Raw genomic sequence first — 21,343 nt, forward strand, 5'->3', positions numbered from 1 at the left:
AAATTAGAGACAAGAAAAGTGAATATATAGGATCGCCTTTTCTTTGTGGCCGGTATTGGGCATATAGACTGGAATATTTTATTTTAAACAGTAACGAATGGGTTACTGTTTTTCTTTGTGTAATAAAGAACTTTGTAAAGATAATGCTCGCTGTTCTTTTGTTAATAAAGAATCAATGTGTACTTGATCAGGACGAGGTACAATTGGATACATGAGGTTTGTGGAAGAAGGGTGATGTTCAGAGCCGGTTTGCGAGTGAGGGTCAGCATGTGTAAGTTTCCCTTCTATACGTCGTGTGAATAAAATATGACCAATTTCATGAGCAAGCGTATATATATTTTTCATAGGAGAAGCGGCGTTAGTAAGGATGATATAACCTGTGAGGATTTGGTTTATAACGAATGAATAGGCACATGCAATTACGGATTGCTCTTTAAAATAATTGCTTCCAATATAACAAATATAAATGTCACAATTTGGAATTCGTGATGAGCAAGTGTTAAAAAAAGAAGAAACTTTTGGTTGGATTTGGATAGAATCAATATAACTAATTTCACCATCGTGAAATCTAAATGATTCATTTAGTATAATAACGTCTTTAATTTGAAATGAAATTGGCTGCCATATTGATTCGGCGACTGCTAAGTCTTTTGCAATACGGTCGTCTGTAATATCGGAGCCTGGAGTAATGCAAATACATATATTTACGTATGGATCCATTAGAAACACCTCAAATGGAAAACAGTCTATTGCTATACTGTATGTGACGGGAAAGTACTATGTATGGATATAAACCCTATAAAGGGATGTATTTTAATAAATTGAAAAAATCCAATATTTATATAAATTGAGAAAAGGTACATTGGTGTAATTTGTTTATTGATAGCTGTTTTTTTGACTGACAAGCAAAATATAGATTAATGCAGAACGGAATATAAGAATGAGTAAAAGAAGTCGAAAAATATTCATAGTTTAATTACATTATATGTTATTTATTCTGCTATAGTAAAAGAAAGGGGGAGAATGTATGTATACATTAAAAATTGTATCAGACCGAGAAGCTGTTTACCAGTTTGCAAGTTATGTAAAGGTGGTTCAAGGGGTGAAGGATGTATATGTGGAAGTTGGAGAGTCTTTATATGAACATCCACTTATGAAATTTTATGTACAGGTAACGATTGAAGAGACATATGAGCAGCAAAAAACATTACAAGAAATCGCTCGGTTAGTAGAATTAGGGCGCTTTACATACGTTCATTATCGAAATGAAGAGATTGAAAAAGCATTTGAAGCAGTTAAATATGAAAGTTTTCGAAAATAAATGTAATGAAAAGGGAGCGAATGCTTCCTTTTTTTGTTAGTAGGAATATTTTTTCACATCACACAAAAAAATAAGGAATTTTGCTATGATAAGGAAGGAGAGGAAAGGAGAGTTTATATAATGGGGTATATTGAAGAATTACGAAAATCAGTCGGTACAAGGCCGCTCATTCTTGTAGGAGCAGCTGTGATTATTTTAAACGAAAAACAAGAGGTATTGCTTCAATATCGTTCGGATACATATGATTGGGGTGTACCAGGTGGCGCGATGGAACTAGGAGAAACGACGGAAGAAACGGCTCGACGAGAGCTATTTGAAGAAACTGGGTTAGAAGCGAAGATGTTGCAGTTTCTTGGTGTTCTTTCTGGGAAAGATGTATATTATCGTTATCCAAATGGGGATGAAATTTATAATGTGATTCATCTATATCAAGCACATTATGTGAGCGGAGAAATAAAGCTTGATGAAGAAGGGTTGGACCTTCGATATTTTCCTGCTGAAAAGTTGCCAAATTTAAATAAAACAACAGAGAAAATTTTACAAAAATTTTTATATGCACTAACAGAATAGGAGGGAATATTCCTCCTATTTTTATTATATTAAATATTTTGATTTTTTCGGTATATTTGTAGTATGATAAATGCAGATATACATCTTATGTTATACCATCCAAAAACTTACTAGGGTACATAAGAGAGGGGCAAGTGCAAGATGCATAATGTTGTCATTACAGCTGCAGTTCGTTCACCAATTGGAACTTTTGGAGGAGCATTAAAAAATGTAACACCAGTGGAATTAGCTGTTCCTGTACTTCAGGAAGCTGTAAAAAGAGGCGGAGTGGAACCACATGAAGTTGATGAAGTGATTTTAGGTCATTGTATTCAAAGAACAGATGAGGCGAATACAGCGCGAACAGCTGCATTAGCAGCAGGATTTCCAGATACAGTTACAGGTTATACGATCCAGCGTCAATGTTCTTCAGGTATGCAAGCGATTATGTCAGCGGCAATGCAAATACAATTAGGCGTAAGTGAAGTTGTTGTTGCAGGTGGAGTAGAAGCGATGAGCTCAAGCCCTTATGCATTGAAACAGCACCGCTGGGGACAACGTCTTCAGCACGGAGAAATTCGTGATACGGTGTGGGAAGTTTTAGAAGATCCGTTGCATCATATTATGATGGGCGAAACAGCGGAAAATTTAGTTGAACAATATGAGATTACAAGGGAGGAACAAGATGAAGTTGCGCTGCGTAGCCATCAATTAGCGCTTCAGGCAATTGAATCAGGCTATTTTGATGAGCAAATTGTTCCTATTACAATAAAAGAGCGTAGAAAAGAAGTAGTATTTTCAAAAGATGAACATCCACGTGCAGATATTACAGCAGAAAAATTGGCGGGGCTAAAGCCAGCATTTCGTAAAGGTGGATCAGTAACTGCAGGGAATTCCTCGGGTATTAATGATGGAAGTGCAGTTTTAGTATTAATGAGTGAAGAAAAGGCTAAGGAGAAAGGCTTACAACCATTAGCTAGAATTGTTGGTTATTCTGTAGCTGGGGTAGATCCGAAGATTATGGGGATTGGTCCAGCACCAGCAATTCGTAAAGGTTTAGAGAAAGTAAATTGGTCATTAGAAGATGCTGATTTATTGGAAATCAATGAAGCCTTTGCTGCACAATACTTAGCGGTTGAGAAGGAACTTGGCTTAAATCGTGAGAAAGTAAATGTCAACGGAAGTGGTGTTGGACTTGGACATCCAATTGGTTGCACAGGTGCACGTATTACGGTAAGTTTAATTCACGAATTAAAAAGACGAGGTTTAGAAAAAGGAATTGCATCTCTTTGTGTCGGTGGTGGCATTGGAGTAGCGTTATTTATAGAAGCACTATAAAAAAGAAGGAGCAGCGAGCTGCTCCTTCTTTTTTTGGGTATCAACGAGTAATATTACCTTTTTCTTTATGATTGGAACAAATGATGAAACAAGCGATCCCGATTCTCGAAAAAGAGTTTCATCGTTTGATAATGCTCAGTTTCCTCTAGGATTGCTTCTGTGATTCCTTCTTGTGAGAAAGAATATATATTGGACTCTGGATAAGCCATCAAAATAGGAGAGTGAGTTGCGATAATGAATTGTGATCCTTGCTCTGCTAATTCACGCATACGAATGAGCATAGAAAGCTGCCTCATTGGAGATAAAGCTGCTTCAGGCTCGTCTAAAATATATAAGCTTTGTCCTGTAAAACGGTTCATAAATAAAGAAAAAAATGATTCACCATGTGATTGATTGTGTAAGGAAATACCACCATATGAATCAATAACCTTACCTCCCAAAAATTGTTCAGAATCAATTTCATCGATATAAGAAGCAACATTATAAAATGATTCTGCTCGCAGAAAGAATCCGTCTTTTGGTGTCGCGACGCTTTTTGCTACGCGAATATATTTGTGTAAGGATGAATGCGAATCATGTGTAGCAAAACGGAAATTTTTTGTTCCACCTTCCGCATTAAATCCTAAAGCGATGGCGAGGGCTTCTAACAATGTAGACTTCCCAGTTCCATTTTCTCCAATTATAAATGTTACATTTGGATGGAAGTCTAGTGATTGTAATGTTCGGATAGCGGGTAAGCAATATGGATACACGGAAAAATTAGGGATATGTTCTTTTTGTAAGGAGACGTTCTTTAGAAAGGCTGTACGCTCATTCAAAATATATACCTCAATTCGTTGAAGATTTTGTTTCTAATATAGCAGCAAGTACAAGGATCAGGCAACTTGCAAAGCCGAGAAACCTAGTCCTTCCCAGCCATAGGTGTGTCTCTTTATAATAAAAATCAGTATAGTAGCTATAAAAACTAGTAGATTTGGAATATACTTTACTATTTTTATATATTTCCATAGAAAAAAGCCTATATACGTGGTTATAAAAAGTTCTAATAGAATAAGGAGAAAGACAAACATTAGGGACAAAATGATGTCACTTCCATTTCCTAAATATTACATTTGGATTGTATCATGTAAGTTGTGGATATTCCAATGTCAAAATAAGTGTTGCATATCAAGAATCGATATCGTTATGATAGAGGGTGTCTTACATAGAAATATTTTTTTGGTTTCAGAAGGGAGTAACATATGCCGTTTACATTTGCGCATCCTGCTGCTGTCATTCCTTTTTGCAAGAAACAACGATATGTTTCAGTAACAGCGCTAGTATTAGGAAGTATGGTACCCGATTTTGAATATTTTTTGCATTTTCGACCATATGGTGTCATTGGACATACATTTAGGGTTCTTTTATTTGAACTTACCGCTCGTTTTCAGTCTACTATCGTTATGTAGCATCTATTCCATGGAGGCTTACTTCAGGGAAAGAAATTTTTGTTTTTCTCTATTCTGCATTATTCGGTATGCTTACACATTTCGTTTGGGATGCTTTTACCCATAAGATGGGTTATTTTGTTATGAATTTACCATCTCTACAACAACATATATATTCCATGCCGATATATAAATTCATGCAGCACGGGAGTACATGTCTTGTTTTTTTGCTGCTTATATATGTTCTATGGAAACATCGAGATTTTCAAATAAAAGTAGATATAGTTTCAGCAAGAGAGAAAAGGAAATATTGGGGATGGACGATGATTACGGCGTTAGTAGTGTTTACTATGCACGCGTTGCTAGACCCCTATTTTCAAATTTTACAAATAGGGAGTATAATAGTTTCTGGATTTACAAGTGTTTTTTGTGGTCTATTCATTGTTTCCGCAATATACGAAACAAGAGAAGAATCGAGTTAGTATGAATGAGAGTGTTAGGAGTAAGATGATGAAAGTATGGAAAAGTATTTGTATTTTATGTAGTTCTATTGTTTTGTTAAGCGGTTGTTTTCAAAAGGAAGAAAAAAAAGAAGTAAAGAAAGAATCTATTCCAGAAACAACTGAATACGGTGGCAAGGAATTAAAGAAAGTTGGACAGGTTGTAAAAGAAAAAGGATGGGGAACATTTAAATTAGAGAGGTTAAAACATGTTAATCAAACGTTTGAAGTAGCTCCAATGAAAATTCATGTACAAGATGTAAAGGTTATTGCATTATCACAAATGAGTCAAGATGCAAAAGATACATTGAAAGTATATACCGCATTAAGTCCAGAAGAAGTGCAGCGTAGACTTGGAGACAAAGTCAATCGAGAAGATGCTGAGTTGTACGCTTCGTTAAGCGGAAAAGACATTGGAGATAAAGTGCGTTATGTTGAAATTACATATAAGGTAGAAAATAGTGGAGATAAAGACATGCAGTTTTTCTCTATGAATGATATTACTATTAATGAAACGCAGCACTTTAATGTCCCAAAACAAAACTTTTTATATGAAGAGGATACGCTTGTAGGTACAAAAAGTGTTACAAGAGAAGAGTATAAACCAGGTGAGACGAGGGAAGGGATAATTGGATTAATACTCGAGGATGAGAAAAAAGAGATTACTCAAATCTCATTTACAACAGATGTTCTTGCAACGGGTGATACACATGAAACGGTTACAGAACCGCAAACATTTAACATCTCACTGTCTAAGTGAGATGTTTTTTGTATAGAAAAAGAACAGGAAATTTGTCAAATCAAAGCGAATGTATTATAAAGTGCAAAGGGGGAAGAAAAATGGAAAAAAGATGTTACGAATGCGGTAGTAAGGAGATAGAAAAAGCAACGATAGCACCAGACCAAAAAGGTTATCTTACTTTATTTGCACAAGCAGTCGCAGTGGTAGAAATTTGTAAAAAATGCGGTACTGTTATCGCGATAACAGGGGAACATCCAGGCTATAAAAATCAGCAAATGGACTGAAAAAAATATACTATTTTTGGTTCTTGAAATAAACAGCCGTTATTAGGCGTTTACTGACCGTTTGTTTTACTCATTTAAATAGGTTTCTACGGTTTGTAATTGTTCAGAAATTCGAAATGCTTCTTTTTGTTCCTGAAATTGTTTTTCATTATAAGGACCAAAACGACGATTGTTGTTCATATCAATAATCCAGTAATGTTCGCTCCGTTTATTTGTAATACTAGATTCTGGGTTATTGGGATCGGATTTTTCTTCAATTTGTTTTGCAATAATATATATATCGTCCCATGCAATTTCTACAATTTTAGCTGGGACATATTGTGTAGCATATACAGCGTCTGGTTTTGGAAAAAGTTCAAATGCATTTCCGGAAGTATTTATTAGTTCATATTCTTCATTGATGGTGTAAGCTGAATGGCTAGAGTTTGCTGTGCAACCAGTCAAAAGTATAATGGCAATTACGGTCATCAATCGCTTCAATATGAGACCCTCCTTATAAAATGCTTGTGGTAAACATATTGTACAAGAAAAGGAAAAGAAACGCCAATATATGAGTTGTTTACAATGGTTTTTAGAAATGGTACGATGAGACAGGTAAAGAAGGATACAAAGGAGTCGACATAAAATGAAGTTAAAGATGCATCGTCCAGCGGTAGTAATGAATCGCATAGGTGCTTCCATTATCGATATGTTTTTAATCTCGGTTATGTACGGTGCTGTTGTGGCAGTTGTAACGAGGAATTATGGGGCCATTTTCAATCGTTTTAATATAAGCTTAGGTGATTATCGATATGATCTTGCGCTTGTTTTTATATTAATGGCTATCTATTTTATTTTTGTTCCATTTATATGGAATGGCTGTACAATTGGTAAAAAAATAACCCGAACAAGACTTGTATCATTAACAAGTGAAAAGTTAACAATTCAAACGCTAACAGTACGGTTCTTTGTATTGTTATTACCAAACATATTGTTGCTTGGAATTCCATCTATCTGTAACGTATATATGATGTTGTTCCGTCACGATAATTGTGGGTTCCATGACTTAATTATGAAAACGAAAGTGATGAGTCTCGTTTAAAGAATACTAGGATAGAATGATAAAGAGTTATATTTAGGACGTATTAAAAAATATATGTACCCTTAAGTTTTTACGAAATTCGATAAATTTAATTCGTATAATGGAGTTCATATAGGGCGGACATCTCCTATAGAGTACCCTTCATATTGATGCAGGATGTGTTAAAAAGCAAGCAATAGTAAACTTTTTAACACATCCTATTTTTTGTTGTATTAGACTGAAAATTAGGAAAATGATATGATAAATGAAACAGATGTGTTGTATAACAAGGGGGAGATCGAAATGACAGAAAGTAACTTAATTTTTTGGGGTACTTATTTTTATCGGTCTAGCTTTTGATAAATACAATAGTAAGAAAAAAGAGAAAACAGATAAGTAAGCGATTACAAAAAAAGGAATATGGGCTTTTCCTGCTTGTAGAGCTACGGGCGAAAGGGGTATACTGAGTGACGGTAAGACTTACAGAAGGGGTAATGACGATGAAGCTTGCAGGAAAAGTTGCCGTTGTAACTGGCGGTGGCATCGGTATTGGACGTAGTACGGCTCTTTTGTTGGCAGAACAAGGTGCAAAAGTAATTGTGACGGATATTGATCAGGAAAATGGACAAGCAACAGCGGAGGAAATCGTAGATTTAGGTGATGAAGCCCTTTTTGTTACTCATGATATGGCGAAACAAGGAGATTGGCAACGTGTCATTGGAGTTGCTATTGTCGCTTATAATCGTATTGATATGCTCTTTAATAATGCTGGTTTATATGAAATAGATTCTATTTTCTTACGTCAACAAGAGAACGATTCCAATGTACTTTGTATTAATGACGTTTGGATAGAACTAAAACAATTGACGGTATCTTTTATGAAACATCAAGAAGAAGTAATGCTAACTGATTTACTTATTTTCGGTATTATTAGTACAAAAGAACAGTCATTTCATACAGTAGGAACCCTAGTATAATAGTAGAAAACCGCCCGAAATACATATGTGGACGGTTTTTTTGTATCTGTATGACGTAAAGAAAAGTGGTGCTTTATCGAATACGTTTTTCTGTTGTACTATCAAAGAAATGTGCCTTATTCATATCAAATGCAAGTTTGATTTGATCACCATGTGTAAAGGTATGTCTTGCATCCAGACGGGCTGCAAAATCTTGATTTCCAAGTTTCATATATAAAATAGATTCTGCACCTAATAGTTCAGCAACTTCAATTTGAGTTGTAAATGTTGTATCTTGTGAAGCCTCTAAAAATAAAAGTTCGTCATGGATATCTTCTGGACGTATCCCCAATACAATTTCTTGATGCACATAACCTTGTTCGCGTAATAATTTCATTTTGCCTTCAGATACTTTGATTTTTACCTTATCATCTATAACAAAGTATTGTTCTGTTAATTTACCATGGAAGAAATTCATTGCAGGTGAGCCAATAAATCCACCAACAAAAATGTTTTCCGGTGTTTCATATACTTCTTTTGGTGAACCGATTTGTTGAATTTTCCCATCTTTCATAACGACAAGGCGTGAAGCCATTGTCATCGCTTCTGTTTGATCATGTGTTACATAAATTGTTGTTGTCCCAAGTCTTTGATGCAGTTTAGAAATTTCTGAGCGCATCGCTACACGTAATTTTGCATCTAAATTTGATAATGGCTCGTCCATTAAGAAAATTTTTGCGTCACGAACGATAGCACGACCTAACGCAACACGTTGGCGTTGTCCACCAGATAATGCTTTTGGTTTTCGATTTAAATATTCCGAAAGTCCTAGAATTTGTGCCGCATCCTTTACGCGGCGGTCAATTTCGTCTTTTGGGATTTTACGAAGTTTTAATCCAAATGCCATGTTGTCATAAACGCTCATATGTGGATAGAGTGCATAGTTTTGAAAAACCATTGCAATATCGCGATCTTTTGGAGGAACATCATTCATTACCTTACCATCAATAGAAAATTCCCCTTTTGAAATGTCTTCAAGTCCAGCTACCATTCGTAATGTTGTCGATTTTCCACAGCCAGATGGACCAACGAAAACGATAAACTCTTTATCTTGAATATGTAAATTGAAGTCTGTTACTGCTGTTACGTTATTATCATAAATTTTATAAATATTTTCTAACTTTAGTTCTGCCATGACTTTTCCTCCTAGAAAAATTATGCAAACGTTTTCTTTGAGTTCATTATAAACGAATGTATTTAAAAAATAAATAAAAATGATACAAAAAAATAAAACGTTTTCATAAAAGGGGGGGGGATATTTAATAAATAAAGCCTATTCTCTGTGAAAATTGGTTAAATTAAAATAGAAAAATGTAAGCGCTATTTTCATTTGTTTTAAAATCTGTTATCATTCATTAATGAAAACGTTTGCGCCTGGATTTTTCGATTTAAAAATGAAATGAGGTAGCATGATGGAAAAACAATGGTGGAAAGAAAGTGTTGTATATCAAATTTATCCACGTAGCTTTATGGATAGTAATGGTGATGGAATTGGTGACCTTCGCGGAATCATTTCAAAGCTTGATTATTTACAAAACTTAGGTATAGATGTAATTTGGTTATCACCAGTCTATGAATCTCCCAATGATGATAATGGCTATGATATTAGTGATTATCGTAATATTATGGATGAGTTTGGAACAATGAACGATTGGGACGAATTATTAAGTGAAATGCATCAACGTGATATGAAATTAATGATGGATTTAGTTGTTAACCATACTTCTGATGAACATAATTGGTTCATCGAATCTCGTAAGTCAAAAGATAACCCGTATCGAGATTACTATATTTGGCGTCCTGGGAAAGATGGAAAAGAGCCAAATAACTGGGAAGCGGCTTTTAGTGGACCTGCTTGGCAGTATGATGAAGCGACAGATGAATATTATTTACATTTATTCTCTAAAAAGCAACCAGATTTAAATTGGGATAATGAAATAGTGCGAAAAGATGTTTATGAGATGATGGAGTTTTGGCTTGAAAAAGGAATCGATGGTTTTCGTATGGATGTGATTAATTTTATTTCTAAAACAGAGGGATTACCAACTGTGAAAACGGAGAAAGAAGGTTATGTATCAGGCCATCAATACTTTATGAATGGACCAAATATTCATGCATACTTACATGAAATGAATCAGAAAGTATTGTCGAAATACGATATTATGACTGTTGGTGAAATGCCGGGTGTAACAACAGAGGAGGCTAAACTGTATACAGCTGAAGAACGTCAAGAATTACAAATGGTATTTCAGTTTGAACATATGGATTTAGATTCTGGAAAAGGAGGAAAATGGGACGTAAAGCCATGCTCACTCTTAACGTTAAAGCGTAATTTAACAAAATGGCAGAAAGCGTTGGAACAAACAGGATGGAATAGTTTGTATTGGAACAATCATGATCAGCCCCGTGTTGTCTCACGCTTTGGTAACGATAAAACATACCGCATAGAATCAGCGAAAATGTTAGCGACGGTACTTCATATGATGAAAGGTACTCCTTATATTTACCAAGGAGAAGAAATTGGGATGACAAATGTTCACTTTGATTCGATTGATGAGTACCGAGATATTGAAACGCTGAATATGTACCGTGAAAAAGTAATAGAGCGTGGTGAAGATGAAGAAAAAGTAATGCAATCGATTTATATAAAAGGGCGAGATAATGCTAGAACACCAATGCAATGGGATGATGGAAAGCACGCGGGATTTACAGCTGGAGAACCATGGATTGCATTAAATTCTAATTATAAAGAAATTAATGTGACACAAGCGTTGCAGGATAAAAATTCTATTTTTTATTACTATAAAAAATTAATTGAACTTCGTAAAAAACATGAAATCATTGTGTATGGAACATATGATTTAATTTTTGAAGAACATCCATCTGTTTTTGCCTATATGCGGACATGGAAAGATGAGAAAGTACTTGTCATTGCGAACTTTACTGAGAATGAGTGTGTATTTGAAATACCAGAAGAGGTAAATTATAATAGTTCAGAATTATTGATACACAATTATGATGTGCAAAATGAAACAATTAAGAGTATCGATTTACAGCCATATGAAGCGAGGGTATACAAGTTAAAATAATGAAAAGCCTTGGGTCAGAAATGACACAAGGCTTTTATATTTTACCATTTCAAAATTGAAAATCCATATGGTGGAAGTGTAACCTGTAATGAGTCTGCTTCTGCTGAAAATTCTTCGTTTGTATATAAATTTACAATTTTTTTACCGGCGATATCAAAAGGTATAGGAGCTGAAATTTCTTGGTTTGTTGGATTTAAAACAAAAAATATCGTTTCTTCTCCGTATGTTTTCGTATAAGAAATGTAACCTTGTTCATCGTTTGCTTCAATACATTGGAATAATCCATGTCCACCAAATGCTTTATATTGTCTTCGTAATGAAATTAATCTTTGTATATGCTTAAATAATACTGTATCTTGCTTATCTTCATCCCAGACCATACATTTCCGGCACCCAGGATCCATTCCGCCATCCATACCGATTTCATCACCGTAATAAACGCATGGTGAACCGATGAAAGAAAGGTGGAATACATAAAGTAGTTTTACTTTATTTTTATTTCCTTTACAGGTTGTTAAAATTCTCGGTGTATCATGACTGTCTAATAGATGAAAAGCAGCTTCGTTTACGTTCATGGAATAGGAGTGAAGAGAAGCTGTAATTTGTTCCATAAATTCACTTGCCCCAATTGTTTCGTTTGCAAAGTAAGAATGCAGAGCATTTGTAACAGGATAGCTCATGACGGCATCGAATTGATCACCTTGTAACCATGGCTGAGCATCATGCCAAATCTCTCCTAAAATATAGACTTCAGGGTTAATTGCTTTTATTTCACTACGGAATTCTCTCCAAAAGCTATGATCAACTTCGTTTGCTACATCGAGGCGCCAGCCATCAATGTGAAACTCTCGTACCCAATAACGCCCTACTTTGAGTAAGTATTCTTTTACATCTGGATGGGCTGTATTTAATTTAGGCATATATGGTGTAAAGGCGAAGGTATCGTAGTTCGGAAGTGGCTCTGTTACAATTGGAAATTCGTGAATATGAAACCAGTTGGTATAGCGAGATTGCTTTCCTTTTTTGAGAACATCTTGAAATTTATCAAAGAAATATCCGCTATGATTAAAAACGGCATCTAGCATTACTTTTATACCTCGCTTGTGGCAGGCGTTAACAAGTTTTTTAAAAGTTTCCTTCGTCCCAAATTGCGGATCGATTTCCATGTAATCAATTGTGTCATATTTGTGATTAGAGTGTGCTGTAAAGATTGGAGTGAAGTAAATTCCGGAAATACCAAGTTTTACAAGGTAATCAAGGTGCTGGATAACTCCAGCGAAATTTCCGCCAAAAAAGTTAGTAGTTGTTGGATCAGTGCTCCCCCAAGGAAGAGTATCCGCTGGATTACATGAAGGATCTCCATTAGCAAAACGTTCTGGGAAAATTTGATACCACACTGTATCTTTTATCCATGAAGGAGTTCTAAAAACATCCTGTTCATGAATAAATGGAAAGCAAAAAAAGTTGCCAACATCATCATTAGGTGTTTCAGGGAAAAAGCCGCGTTCTGTATAGACGATCATTTCTGTATTATTTTTTAGTTCAAATCCATATCGTAAGCGCTTAAAGTTCGGTTCGATTGAAACGAACCAATAATCAAATAAATCTGTTGAGCCGCTCTTTTTCATCGGTATGTTTGCTGTGATCCACTTCCCATCTTGCCATTCATAAGGATCGCCATGAATGAGTGAGGCGATATCTACATCATTTTTTTTTGTGCGCAATCGAATATGGAGCGTTTTTTCATCGTAAGCGTATGCGTAATTATCTTTCGGTCTATGGTATATTGCTTCTTTAAACATATAGAAAATCCCCCTTTGATATCTCAATAAATAATAATATATTGCAAACGATTGCTTTTTATATAACTTCAATATTGCTTATAAGAGTAGTATTCATTTTATATAAAGTCAATGGATATAAAGAAATACTTCATGAATTTTTTGGAAAATACATAAAGAAAATATTTGCAAAATATATAAAAGAATGTATAATGATAGACAAATAGCGCAAACGTTTTCATAGATTGGAAGATTGTTTGCGCTTCTATAAAACTTGTAAGTGCAAGCGTTTTCATTTTAGTTGATTATTACATATAACTTAGGGAGGTTTTGAGGGTGAAGAAAGCATTATCATTATTAACAGTTTCAGCTTTGACAATTGGTATGTTATCGGCATGTGGTCCGAAAGATTCAGGAAAAAAGGAAGCGAGTAAAGAGAAGAAAGATTATGACCTTCTTGTTTGGGAAGATCTTAAAAAAGGTCCTGCATTAGAACCAGCAGTAAAAAGCTTTGAAAAAAAATATAATGTAAAAGTAAAAGTGGCCGAAATTCAAATGACAGATCAAACAAAAAAACTACGTTTGGATGGTCCAGCAGGTACCGGACCTGATGTTGTAACATTACCGCATGATCATATTGGAAATGTTGTTACTGAAGGGTTAATTGATGAAGTAAAGGTTGATGATGCTGTAAAGAGCAAATTTACCGATTTATCTATAGAAGCTCAAACATATAAAGGGAAATTATATGGTTTGCCAAAGGCGATCGAAACACCTGTATTTATTTATAATAAAAAGCTTATGCCAAAGGCACCAGAAACAATGGATGAATTATATAATTTCTCGAAAGATTTCACAAAAGATGGTAAGTACGGATTTTTAGCACTAGGAGATAATTTATATTTTGCAAATGCATTTATGGCTGGTATGGGAGGGTATGTATTTGGTGAGAAAGATGGAAAACCGAATACAGCCGATATCGGATTAAATAGTAGTGGCGCGGTACAAGGGATGGAATATATTCAAAAATGGTACAAGGAGAACTTGTTCCCAAAAGGTATTATTGGTGAGTCTGGTGGGGCAGCTGCAGATGGATTGTTTAATGAAGGAAAAGCTGCATCCATTATGAATGGTCCATGGGCATTTCAAGCTATGGAGAAAAACGGAATTGATTATGGTGTAGCACCGATGCCAAAATTACCAAATGGTCAACCGATGAAAACTTTTGTTGGTGTAAAAGGATGGCATGTAACAAGCTTTTCAAAAAATAAAGATTTAGCAACGAAATTTGTTGATTGGGTAACAAATGAAGAAAATGCAAAAATTCGTTATGAAAAATCAAAAGAAATTCCGCCTGTAAAATCATTAATGGAAGATCCAATGATTAAAGACAGTGAAGCTGCAAAAGCAATAACGAAACAGGCTGAGACAGGTATTCCAATGCCGAATATTCCAGAAATGCAAGAAGTATGGGAGCCTGCAAGATTTGCATTAGAGTTACTTGCAGCTGGAAAACAAGAACCAAAACCAGCACTTGATGAAGCTGTGAAACAAATTAAAGGAAACATTGAAGCAAACCATAGTAAGCAAAAATAAGACGGAATTCGTATCTCTTATAAAGAAGGGATACGAATTCTCCTCCTTCCAAGGGGAAGAAAAAAGGGGGAAGAAATATGCAAGCATCCATTGAACCAATGCAAGAGGTAAATGGTTCAAAATACCGCAAAACAGCCGCGATGTTGTCAATCATTCCAGGCGTTGGTCAAATATACAATAAACAATATGTAAAAGCTCTTATCTTTCTTGTATTAACAGGTTCATTTATCGTAGCATTTGCGGATTTGTTAAATATGGGATTGTGGGGAATTGTTACACTTGGTACAGAGGTTCCTCGGGATCATTCTATCTTTCTATTAGTAGAAGGGATTTTAGCACTAATTGTTATTGCGTTTGGACTAGGAATATATGCTTTTAATTTATATGATGCCTATCAAAATGGGAAAAAACGTGATATAGGAATACCGTTAAATTCTGTGAAAGAACAATACCGTAATTTATTAGATCAAGGTTTTCCATATTTGATGGTTTCTCCGGGATTTCTGTTATTGATTTTTGTAGTTGTGTTTCCAATTATTTTCGTATTCTTAATTGGATTTACAAACTATGATTTATATCATTCTCCACCAGCGAAATTAGTCGAGTGGGTTAGTTTTAAAAACTTTACTGATATTTTCACATTACCAATGTGGAGGGATACATTCTTAAGTGTATTCTCTTGGACTGTGATTTGGACATTTGTCGCGACTACTTTACAAGTAGCACTTGGAATTTTCTTAGCAATATTAGTGAATCAGCCTGGTATTAAAGGGAAAGCAGTGATTCGTACAATCTTTATTTTACCGTGGGCAGTTCCAGCATTCGTATCCATCCTTGTCTTTGCTGGTATGTTCAATGAATCATTTGGAGCAATTAATAATCAAGTGTTAGCGCTATTTGGAATTGAAAAAATTGCTTGGATGACAGATCCATTTTGGGCAAAAATTGCTTTGATTTTTATTCAAACATGGCTTGGTTTCCCATTTATTTTTGCAATGACAACAGGCATACTGCAATCGATTCCAGGGGAATTGTATGAAGCTGCTACAGTAGATGGAGCAACGGCATGGCAACAATTTCGTAAAATTACATTGCCGCTTGTTCTATATGCAACAGCACCAATCTTAATTACACAATATACATTTAACTTTAATAATTTCAGTATTATTTACCTATTTAATGGCGGGGGGCCTGCTGTTTCGGGACAAAATGCAGGTGGAACAGATATTTTAATTTCCTGGATCTATAAATTAACAATGACATCAGCGCAATACGGAAAAGCAGCGGCACTTACGATGATTTTATCGTTAATTGTTATTTCTGTGGCGTTATGGCAATTTAAAAGAACAAAATCATTCCAAGAAGAGGATATGATGTAAATGAATATAAAACGACAGAAGATGTTACGTCTTTCATTAAGTTATTTCGTCATTTTCATAATGTGTGTCATTATTTTCTATCCATTACTATGGATTGTTGGTTCATCGTTTAATCCAGGAGATAGTTTATCAGGATCAAGTATTATTCCGAAAAATGCAACGCTAGATCATTATCGAGACCTACTTAATCTTGATAAGAGTAATTATTTACTTTGGTACAAAAATACACTGAAAGTTAGTGTATTGACGATGATCTTCTCAGTACTATCCATTAGTTTCACCGCTTATGCTTTTTCAAGATATCGTTTTGTCGGAAGAAAGAATGGATTATTAACGTTTTTAATTCTACAAATGATACCGAATTTTTCAGCGTTAATCGCACTCTATGTATTAGCGCAGTTGACAGGATTAATTGATACGCATCTAGCGTTAATCTTAATTTATGTGGGCGGAGCAATTCCAATGAATACGTGGCTTATGAAGGGTTACTTTGATACGATTCCAAAAGAATTAGATGAGTCGGCTCGTATGGACGGGGCAGGGCACTTCCGGATTTTTTGGCAAATTATTATGCCGCTCGCAAAACCAATTGTGGCAGTTGTAGCTTTATTTACCTTTATTGGTCCGTTTACAGATTTTATTTTAGCAAGTATCATTTTACGGACACCAGAAAACTATACATTAGCTGTTGGATTATATGAAATGGTAGCGAAGAAATTTGGTAATGAATTTACAACATTTGCAGCGGGTTCCGTATTAATTGCTATACCGATTTCAATTTTGTTCTTATCATTGCAAAAATATTTTATTTCTGGTTTAACAGCTGGAGGTACGAAAGGATGAAAATGGGACATTATGTCCCATTTCTCTTTTTTAGGGAGAATTTCGATTCATATGACATTGTAAGGGGAAAGATGTGAAAAAAATAGTATATTATAGTATAGGAAAATAAGCTTGTATCCCTTACAATACATGAAGAGGGAGAATATTAGTTTACATTAATATAATTTTTTGAGAAATGAAATAAAGTAATGGCGGCTTTCGTTTTCTCCTACTACCTGTAGAACTGCAGGATAAAAATAGATATGAATGAAGAATTAGAAGAGAGGAGGAGATTTTATGACAGTTACAATTAAAGATGTAGCGAAAAAGGCAAATGTTGCGCCTTCCACTGTGTCTCGTGTAATTGCTGATAATCCAAGTATAAGTGAAAAAACAAAGCGCCGTGTCCGTAAAGTAATGAGTGAACTAGGGTATCATCCAAATTTAAATGCGAGAAGCCTTGCGAATCAAACAACAAAAACAATCGGTCTTGTTATGCCGAGTTCTGCAAGTAAAGCATTTCAAAATCCATTTTTCCCAGAAGTAATTCGAGGGATTAGCTCGTTTGCACATGTCGAAGGTTATGCGTTGTATATGTCAACTGGTGAAACAGAAGAGGAGATTTTTAATGGCGTTGTGAAGATGGTACAGGGTCGTCAAATCGGCGGAATTATTCTTCTTTATTCACGTGAGAACGATCGTATTATTCAATATTTACATGAACAAAATTTCCCATTTGTTTTAATTGGAAAACCATACGAAAGAAAAGATGAAATTACATATGTAGATAATGATAACTATACAGCTGCAAGAGAAGTAGCGGAATACTTAATTTCACTTGGACATAAACAGATAGCGTTTATTGGCGGTGGTTCTGATTTACTTGTTACGAAAGATCGTTTAGCTGGAATGAGCGATGCTTTAAAACTAGCTGACATTATGTTGCCAAATGAATATATTTTACATTTTGATTTTTCAAGAGAGGGTGGTCAGCAGGCTGTAGAAGAGTTAATGGGACTTGAAAAGCCGCCGACGGCAATTATGGCAACAGATGATTTAATCGGTCTTGGGGTGTTAAGTGCGCTTGCCAAAAAAGGGCTTGCTGTACCAAAAAATGTTTCAATCGTGAGCTTTAATAATGCTTTATTATCTGAAATTGCGAGCCCGCCGCTTACAACCGTTGATGTGAATATTTATCAATTAGGGTATGAGGCTGCAAAAGCGTTAGTTGATAAGGTGGAGCATTCCGAGTCCACTTCAAAATGCATTATTATTCCGCATAAATTACTGAAGCGCCAAACTTGTGATCATTATGCGTAAAAAGCTAAGAGTGTTATCTCTTAGCTTTTTGTTTTAAAAATTCTTCTAAACGATCGCAGCCTTCTTTTAGTGTTTCCATACTATAAGCGTATGAAAGACGAATATACCCTTCACCATACTCTGAAAATGCTGTTCCTGGAACAACAGCGAGTCTAGCTTCTTTAACAAGATCAATGGCAAAATCAAATGATGAGGATGTAAGATTTCCAACGTATGGGAATAAATAAAAGGCACCAGTTGGTTTCTCAACAGTTAAGCCCATTTGAATCAGTCTGTTGTATACGTAATCACGGCGTTTTTTATATTGATGACGCATCATTCGCGGTGCATCTTTTGCTGCTGTTAACGCTTCGATTGCAGCGTATTGTGCGATTGAAGTTGCACATGTAACGTTGTATTGATGAACTTTCAAAATATGCCCTGCTAAATAGCCTGGAGCAAATAAAAGACCGATGCGCCAGCCTGTCATTGAATGTGATTTTGATAGTCCATTAATGACGATTGTTTTATTACGCATTTCTGGAAAATGAGCGATGGATGTATGACTATCTTCATATATAAGCTCACTATAAATTTCATCAGAAAGAACGAAAATGTTTTTATCTTTTAAAACAGATACAATATCTGTTAGTTCTTCTTTTGACAGTGTAACACCAGTCGGATTAGAAGGATAAGGTAAAACGATGCATCTTGTTTGATCTGTAATTGCATTTTGAATCGCTTCTGCTGTTAATCGAAATCCAGTTTCACGAACATCTACAAACACAGGGATTGCCCCGCACAGTCTAATAATGGGTTCATAGCCTGGATAAATAGGAGCTGGTAAAATAACTTCTGTTCCAGGTTCTAAAATAGTACGAAATGTAACATCGATTGCTTCACTAGCACCGATTGTAACGATGGTTTCGTTTTCAGGTGAATAGTGTAAATCGTAATTTTCCTTTAGAAAATGACAAGCTGCATTGCGTAATTCTAATAGGCCGGCGTTGTGTGTATAGCTCGTATAGTTTTCTGTAATCGCTCGTTTAGCAGCTTCTTTGACTAAAGAAGGAGTTGGAAAATCAGGTTGTCCAATTGTTAAAGAAATGAGATTATCATAGTTTTGAATCATATTAGAGAATTGACGAATACCGGAAATTTGGATATCCTTCACTCTAGGATTAATGAATTGTTCCATTTTGTCTCCCTTTCTTCCGTTTACAAAATTTCTTTTATTTTATCATAAATTTTATATTTTCGCTTTGGAGCGCAAAAAAAAGCCGCTTAAAGCGACTTTTTAATACCCATATTCCCAATCTATTTCATCTTCATTCCAAAGAACTGAAGAAACTTTTCCAAGGTGTACCACAGATTCATTCACAGCGCATGTGCAATTTTCTTCCCCAGCTTTGTCTTGCAATTCTTCGTATACTGATTTATCCACATTTTCGAGAACGACCAAATTCTCCTCTTTTAAAACAAGCGTAGTTCCTGTCATAGTTATCATCCTCCTACTAAAATAATAATTACTTCTTTGTACACGTAGATAGTATGGATTATATGCTGTATGTTATTATGGTTGTCTGTTTATTGGACTATGTTTTATTTTATTTGTTAACCCGTATTCATTGTATACTGCATCATGGTAGTTTGGTACAGGGTTTACAATCATTTCGGAAAGTTGTAACATTTCTTAACGTTTATTCACAAATAATTTACAAATATGTTAAGAAAAATCTAAATTTTAAAACAAAAGCAACTGTAAAATGATATAATCATATCAAAATACATATAGGGGATGAGAGGCTATGGAGCTAATTCGTGACTTAATGATCCAAGTCGCGATCATTATTTTGCCACTGTTTTTATATGAAGCGATTCGTCTAAACCGTTATCAAGATATGCTTCCAAAGCCCAATCGCTATTTTATTATGTTCTTATCTAGTATTACGCTTGTTCTCTCTATGACGTATCCGATTTATTTTGTCGATGCTTGTAGTTACAATTTCCATGCGATTCCGATTATGAGTGCTTTTTTGTATGGTGGGATTGTAGGGATTATCCCAGCTTGTATTTTTATTGTATACGAATGGTTTTTGAATGGTTTACAGTGGTTTCGGATAATAGAAGTTTTATGTCTTGCAATCATTCCTTTCCTGCTATCAAAAAAGTGGTCTGTTTTTCCGAGAGAAAAAAAACTTATTGTGGCCTTTATTATTTCATCTTTGTATGTTCTTGTCGGTTTAGTGTGTAGTATGTTTGGGATTTTACTGAGAGTAGGCTTTACGCCACCTATGTCGCATTTGTATAGTGGATACATATTTGCTTCCTTTATTATGGTTATGACAATGGTATTTCAAGTGTATTTAACAGAGTATTTAAATGAAAATGCATTGTTACGTACAGAAATGCAAAAATCTGAAAAGTTAAACATTATAAGCGAGCTAGCGGCAAGTGTAGCACATGAGGTGCGAAATCCCCTCACAGTTGTTCGAGGGTTTATTCAGCTATTAGAGAGTACAGAAGATATGAAGAATAAGGACTATATGCGTCTTGTACTAGCTGAGCTTGATCGGGCCGAACAAATTATTTCGGATTACTTAAATTTAGCTAGACCGCAAATTGAAAAAAAGGAACATATATGTTTATCAGCGCAGCTTATAGAAATGACTACTTTAATGTCTTCATTTGCGGCTATGCAAGGCGTTTATTTACAAGTTGAAATTTCTGAGAGCCTTTATACGATTGGTGATAAGACAAAGTTAAAGCAAGCGATTATGAATATCGTTAAAAATGGAATTGAAGCGATTCAAGAAAACAAAGGGTATTTAAAAGTAACCGCCATTCAAAAAGATGATGTGATTATAGTGCGAGTAAAAGATAGTGGCGTTGGAATGACGAAAGAACAGCTAGCAAGGCTTGGACAACCGTATTATTCATTAAAAGAAAAAGGAACGGGTCTAGGGCTTATGGTTACCTTTAGTATTTTACAAGCACATAATGGTACGCTGGAATATAAAAGCGAGAGTGGAAAAGGAACGGAAGCAATTATTACATTACCAGCAGTTAGAAATAAGGAATAAAAGTTACCGATATAAGGTAACTTTTTTATTTATCTATATAAATTCAAGTTGAAAAAA

Annotated in this window: 20 protein-coding genes and 1 pseudogene; 14 read left to right on the forward strand and 7 right to left on the reverse strand. The window is 35.1% G+C overall.

Annotation, left to right across the window (positions count from 1 at the left end; genetic code table 11):
• Positions 1-102: 102 nt before the first annotated feature.
• Complete coding sequence (locus tag C568_RS0104055) at positions 103-720, reverse strand: ImmA/IrrE family metallo-endopeptidase (RefSeq protein WP_018780856.1); 618 nt, start codon at positions 718-720, stop codon at positions 103-105.
• A gap of 307 nt (positions 721-1,027) precedes the next feature.
• On the opposite strand from C568_RS0104055, the gene C568_RS0104060 reads away from it, so the two are divergent.
• The 3 genes from C568_RS0104060 (at position 1,028) to C568_RS0104070 (ending at position 3,208) form a co-directional block, all read left to right on the forward strand.
• Positions 1,028-1,321, forward strand: a complete 294-nt coding sequence (locus C568_RS0104060; protein WP_003199881.1) for a DUF3928 family protein — start codon at positions 1,028-1,030, stop codon at positions 1,319-1,321.
• Between the two features lie 120 nt (positions 1,322-1,441).
• Entirely contained in the window at positions 1,442-1,891 is a 450-nt protein-coding gene (locus C568_RS0104065; RefSeq protein ID WP_003208272.1) for an NUDIX hydrolase, read from the forward strand.
• A gap of 141 nt (positions 1,892-2,032) precedes the next feature.
• On the forward strand, positions 2,033-3,208 hold the full coding sequence (locus C568_RS0104070) for an acetyl-CoA C-acetyltransferase (protein ID WP_003199883.1): 1,176 nt from the start codon (positions 2,033-2,035) through the stop codon (positions 3,206-3,208).
• 65 nt (positions 3,209-3,273) lie between these two features.
• Here the strand turns inward: C568_RS0104070 and C568_RS0104075 are convergent, their stop codons facing one another.
• On the reverse strand, positions 3,274-4,026 hold the full coding sequence (locus C568_RS0104075; protein ID WP_006095840.1) for an AAA family ATPase: 753 nt from the start codon (positions 4,024-4,026) through the stop codon (positions 3,274-3,276).
• Between the two features lie 423 nt (positions 4,027-4,449).
• Here C568_RS0104075 and C568_RS31720 point away from each other — a divergent pair.
• From C568_RS31720 to C568_RS0104095, 3 genes and pseudogenes are all read left to right on the forward strand, one after another.
• A pseudogene (locus C568_RS31720) lies at positions 4,450-5,117 on the forward strand (DUF4184 family protein).
• 25 nt (positions 5,118-5,142) lie between these two features.
• Positions 5,143-5,895 (forward strand): hypothetical protein, encoded by a 753-nt coding sequence (locus tag C568_RS0104090; RefSeq protein WP_029426884.1) that lies wholly within the window; start codon positions 5,143-5,145, stop codon positions 5,893-5,895.
• Positions 5,896-5,975: 80 nt separating this feature from the next.
• Positions 5,976-6,161 (forward strand): hypothetical protein, encoded by a 186-nt coding sequence (locus tag C568_RS0104095; protein ID WP_018780859.1) that lies wholly within the window; start codon positions 5,976-5,978, stop codon positions 6,159-6,161.
• Between the two features lie 66 nt (positions 6,162-6,227).
• On the opposite strand, the gene C568_RS0104100 is transcribed toward C568_RS0104095, so the two are convergent.
• Positions 6,228-6,629, reverse strand: a complete 402-nt coding sequence (locus C568_RS0104100; RefSeq protein ID WP_442852861.1) for a DUF3997 domain-containing protein — start codon at positions 6,627-6,629, stop codon at positions 6,228-6,230.
• Positions 6,630-6,786: 157 nt separating this feature from the next.
• Between C568_RS0104100 and C568_RS0104105 the strand changes: the two genes are divergently transcribed.
• Positions 6,787-7,242, forward strand: a complete 456-nt coding sequence (locus tag C568_RS0104105; protein WP_018780861.1) for an RDD family protein — start codon at positions 6,787-6,789, stop codon at positions 7,240-7,242.
• Positions 7,243-7,688: 446 nt separating this feature from the next.
• The gene (locus tag C568_RS0104110; RefSeq protein ID WP_018780862.1) at positions 7,689-8,198 is read left to right on the forward strand and encodes an SDR family NAD(P)-dependent oxidoreductase; all 510 of its coding nucleotides are present in this window, start codon (positions 7,689-7,691) and stop codon (positions 8,196-8,198) included.
• A 73-nt stretch (positions 8,199-8,271) separates the two neighbouring features.
• Here C568_RS0104110 and C568_RS0104115 read toward each other — a convergent pair whose 3' ends face one another.
• The gene (locus C568_RS0104115) at positions 8,272-9,372 is read right to left on the reverse strand and encodes an ABC transporter ATP-binding protein (protein WP_018780863.1); all 1,101 of its coding nucleotides are present in this window, start codon (positions 9,370-9,372) and stop codon (positions 8,272-8,274) included.
• A 277-nt stretch (positions 9,373-9,649) separates the two neighbouring features.
• Between C568_RS0104115 and C568_RS0104120 the strand changes: the two genes are divergently transcribed.
• A complete protein-coding gene (locus C568_RS0104120) occupies positions 9,650-11,326 on the forward strand; it encodes a glycoside hydrolase family 13 protein (RefSeq protein ID WP_006095833.1) in 1,677 nt (558 codons plus the stop codon).
• Positions 11,327-11,367: 41 nt separating this feature from the next.
• Here C568_RS0104120 and C568_RS0104125 read toward each other — a convergent pair whose 3' ends face one another.
• The gene (locus C568_RS0104125; RefSeq protein WP_018780864.1) at positions 11,368-13,128 is read right to left on the reverse strand and encodes an alpha-glycosidase; all 1,761 of its coding nucleotides are present in this window, start codon (positions 13,126-13,128) and stop codon (positions 11,368-11,370) included.
• Positions 13,129-13,443: 315 nt separating this feature from the next.
• Here C568_RS0104125 and C568_RS0104130 point away from each other — a divergent pair, with 315 nt between their 5' ends.
• From C568_RS0104130 to malR, 4 genes are all read left to right on the forward strand, one after another.
• Entirely contained in the window at positions 13,444-14,703 is a 1,260-nt protein-coding gene (locus C568_RS0104130) for a sugar ABC transporter substrate-binding protein (RefSeq protein ID WP_006095831.1), read from the forward strand.
• A 77-nt stretch (positions 14,704-14,780) separates the two neighbouring features.
• On the forward strand, positions 14,781-16,082 hold the full coding sequence (locus tag C568_RS0104135; RefSeq protein WP_006095830.1) for a sugar ABC transporter permease: 1,302 nt from the start codon (positions 14,781-14,783) through the stop codon (positions 16,080-16,082).
• The gene (gene malD, locus C568_RS0104140) at positions 16,083-16,925 is read left to right on the forward strand and encodes a maltosaccharide ABC transporter permease MalD (RefSeq protein WP_016116108.1); all 843 of its coding nucleotides are present in this window, start codon (positions 16,083-16,085) and stop codon (positions 16,923-16,925) included.
• A gap of 276 nt (positions 16,926-17,201) precedes the next feature.
• Positions 17,202-18,224 carry a maltose operon transcriptional repressor MalR gene (gene malR, locus C568_RS0104150; RefSeq protein WP_018780865.1) on the forward strand — a complete coding sequence of 341 codons (1,023 nt, stop codon included), beginning with the start codon at positions 17,202-17,204 and terminating at the stop codon, positions 18,222-18,224.
• A gap of 13 nt (positions 18,225-18,237) precedes the next feature.
• Here malR and C568_RS0104155 read toward each other — a convergent pair whose 3' ends face one another.
• Both C568_RS0104155 and C568_RS0104160 read right to left on the reverse strand, forming a co-directional pair.
• Positions 18,238-19,401, reverse strand: coding sequence for an aminotransferase A (locus C568_RS0104155; RefSeq protein WP_018780866.1), 1,164 nt, complete (start codon positions 19,399-19,401; stop codon positions 18,238-18,240).
• 99 nt (positions 19,402-19,500) lie between these two features.
• Positions 19,501-19,701, reverse strand: a complete 201-nt coding sequence (locus C568_RS0104160; RefSeq protein ID WP_003199899.1) for a hypothetical protein — start codon at positions 19,699-19,701, stop codon at positions 19,501-19,503.
• A gap of 310 nt (positions 19,702-20,011) precedes the next feature.
• Here C568_RS0104160 and C568_RS0104165 point away from each other — a divergent pair, with 310 nt between their 5' ends.
• Positions 20,012-21,286: a sensor histidine kinase gene (locus tag C568_RS0104165; RefSeq protein ID WP_006095828.1), complete on the forward strand. Its 1,275-nt coding sequence runs from the start codon at positions 20,012-20,014 to the stop codon at positions 21,284-21,286.
• Positions 21,287-21,343: the final 57 nt, after the last annotated feature.

It is taken from the genome of Bacillus sp. 95MFCvi2.1, from assembly GCF_000374965.1.
GTDB classification, from domain to species: domain Bacteria; phylum Bacillota; class Bacilli; order Bacillales; family Bacillaceae_G; genus Bacillus_A; species Bacillus_A pseudomycoides.

Excerpts from the sequence above, each read along its gene's own strand:
- C568_RS0104055 (WP_018780856.1), bottom strand. The coding sequence starts at position 720 with ATGGATCCATACGTAAATATATGTATTTGCATTACTCCAGGCTCCGAT.
- C568_RS0104060 (WP_003199881.1), top strand. The coding sequence starts at position 1,028 with ATGTATACATTAAAAATTGTATCAGACCGAGAAGCTGTTTACCAGTTT.
- C568_RS0104065 (WP_003208272.1), top strand. The coding sequence starts at position 1,442 with ATGGGGTATATTGAAGAATTACGAAAATCAGTCGGTACAAGGCCGCTC.
- C568_RS0104070 (WP_003199883.1), top strand. The coding sequence starts at position 2,033 with ATGCATAATGTTGTCATTACAGCTGCAGTTCGTTCACCAATTGGAACT.
- C568_RS0104090 (WP_029426884.1), top strand. The coding sequence starts at position 5,143 with ATGATGAAAGTATGGAAAAGTATTTGTATTTTATGTAGTTCTATTGTT.
- C568_RS0104095 (WP_018780859.1), top strand. The coding sequence starts at position 5,976 with ATGGAAAAAAGATGTTACGAATGCGGTAGTAAGGAGATAGAAAAAGCA.
- C568_RS0104100 (WP_442852861.1), bottom strand. The coding sequence starts at position 6,629 with ATGACCGTAATTGCCATTATACTTTTGACTGGTTGCACAGCAAACTCT.
- C568_RS0104105 (WP_018780861.1), top strand. The coding sequence starts at position 6,787 with ATGAAGTTAAAGATGCATCGTCCAGCGGTAGTAATGAATCGCATAGGT.
- C568_RS0104115 (WP_018780863.1), bottom strand. The coding sequence starts at position 9,372 with ATGGCAGAACTAAAGTTAGAAAATATTTATAAAATTTATGATAATAAC.
- C568_RS0104120 (WP_006095833.1), top strand. The coding sequence starts at position 9,650 with ATGGAAAAACAATGGTGGAAAGAAAGTGTTGTATATCAAATTTATCCA.
- C568_RS0104125 (WP_018780864.1), bottom strand. The coding sequence starts at position 13,128 with ATGTTTAAAGAAGCAATATACCATAGACCGAAAGATAATTACGCATAC.
- C568_RS0104135 (WP_006095830.1), top strand. The coding sequence starts at position 14,781 with ATGCAAGCATCCATTGAACCAATGCAAGAGGTAAATGGTTCAAAATAC.
- malD (WP_016116108.1), top strand. The coding sequence starts at position 16,083 with ATGAATATAAAACGACAGAAGATGTTACGTCTTTCATTAAGTTATTTC.
- malR (WP_018780865.1), top strand. The coding sequence starts at position 17,202 with ATGACAGTTACAATTAAAGATGTAGCGAAAAAGGCAAATGTTGCGCCT.
- C568_RS0104155 (WP_018780866.1), bottom strand. The coding sequence starts at position 19,401 with ATGGAACAATTCATTAATCCTAGAGTGAAGGATATCCAAATTTCCGGT.
- C568_RS0104160 (WP_003199899.1), bottom strand. The coding sequence starts at position 19,701 with ATGACAGGAACTACGCTTGTTTTAAAAGAGGAGAATTTGGTCGTTCTC.
- C568_RS0104165 (WP_006095828.1), top strand. The coding sequence starts at position 20,012 with ATGGAGCTAATTCGTGACTTAATGATCCAAGTCGCGATCATTATTTTG.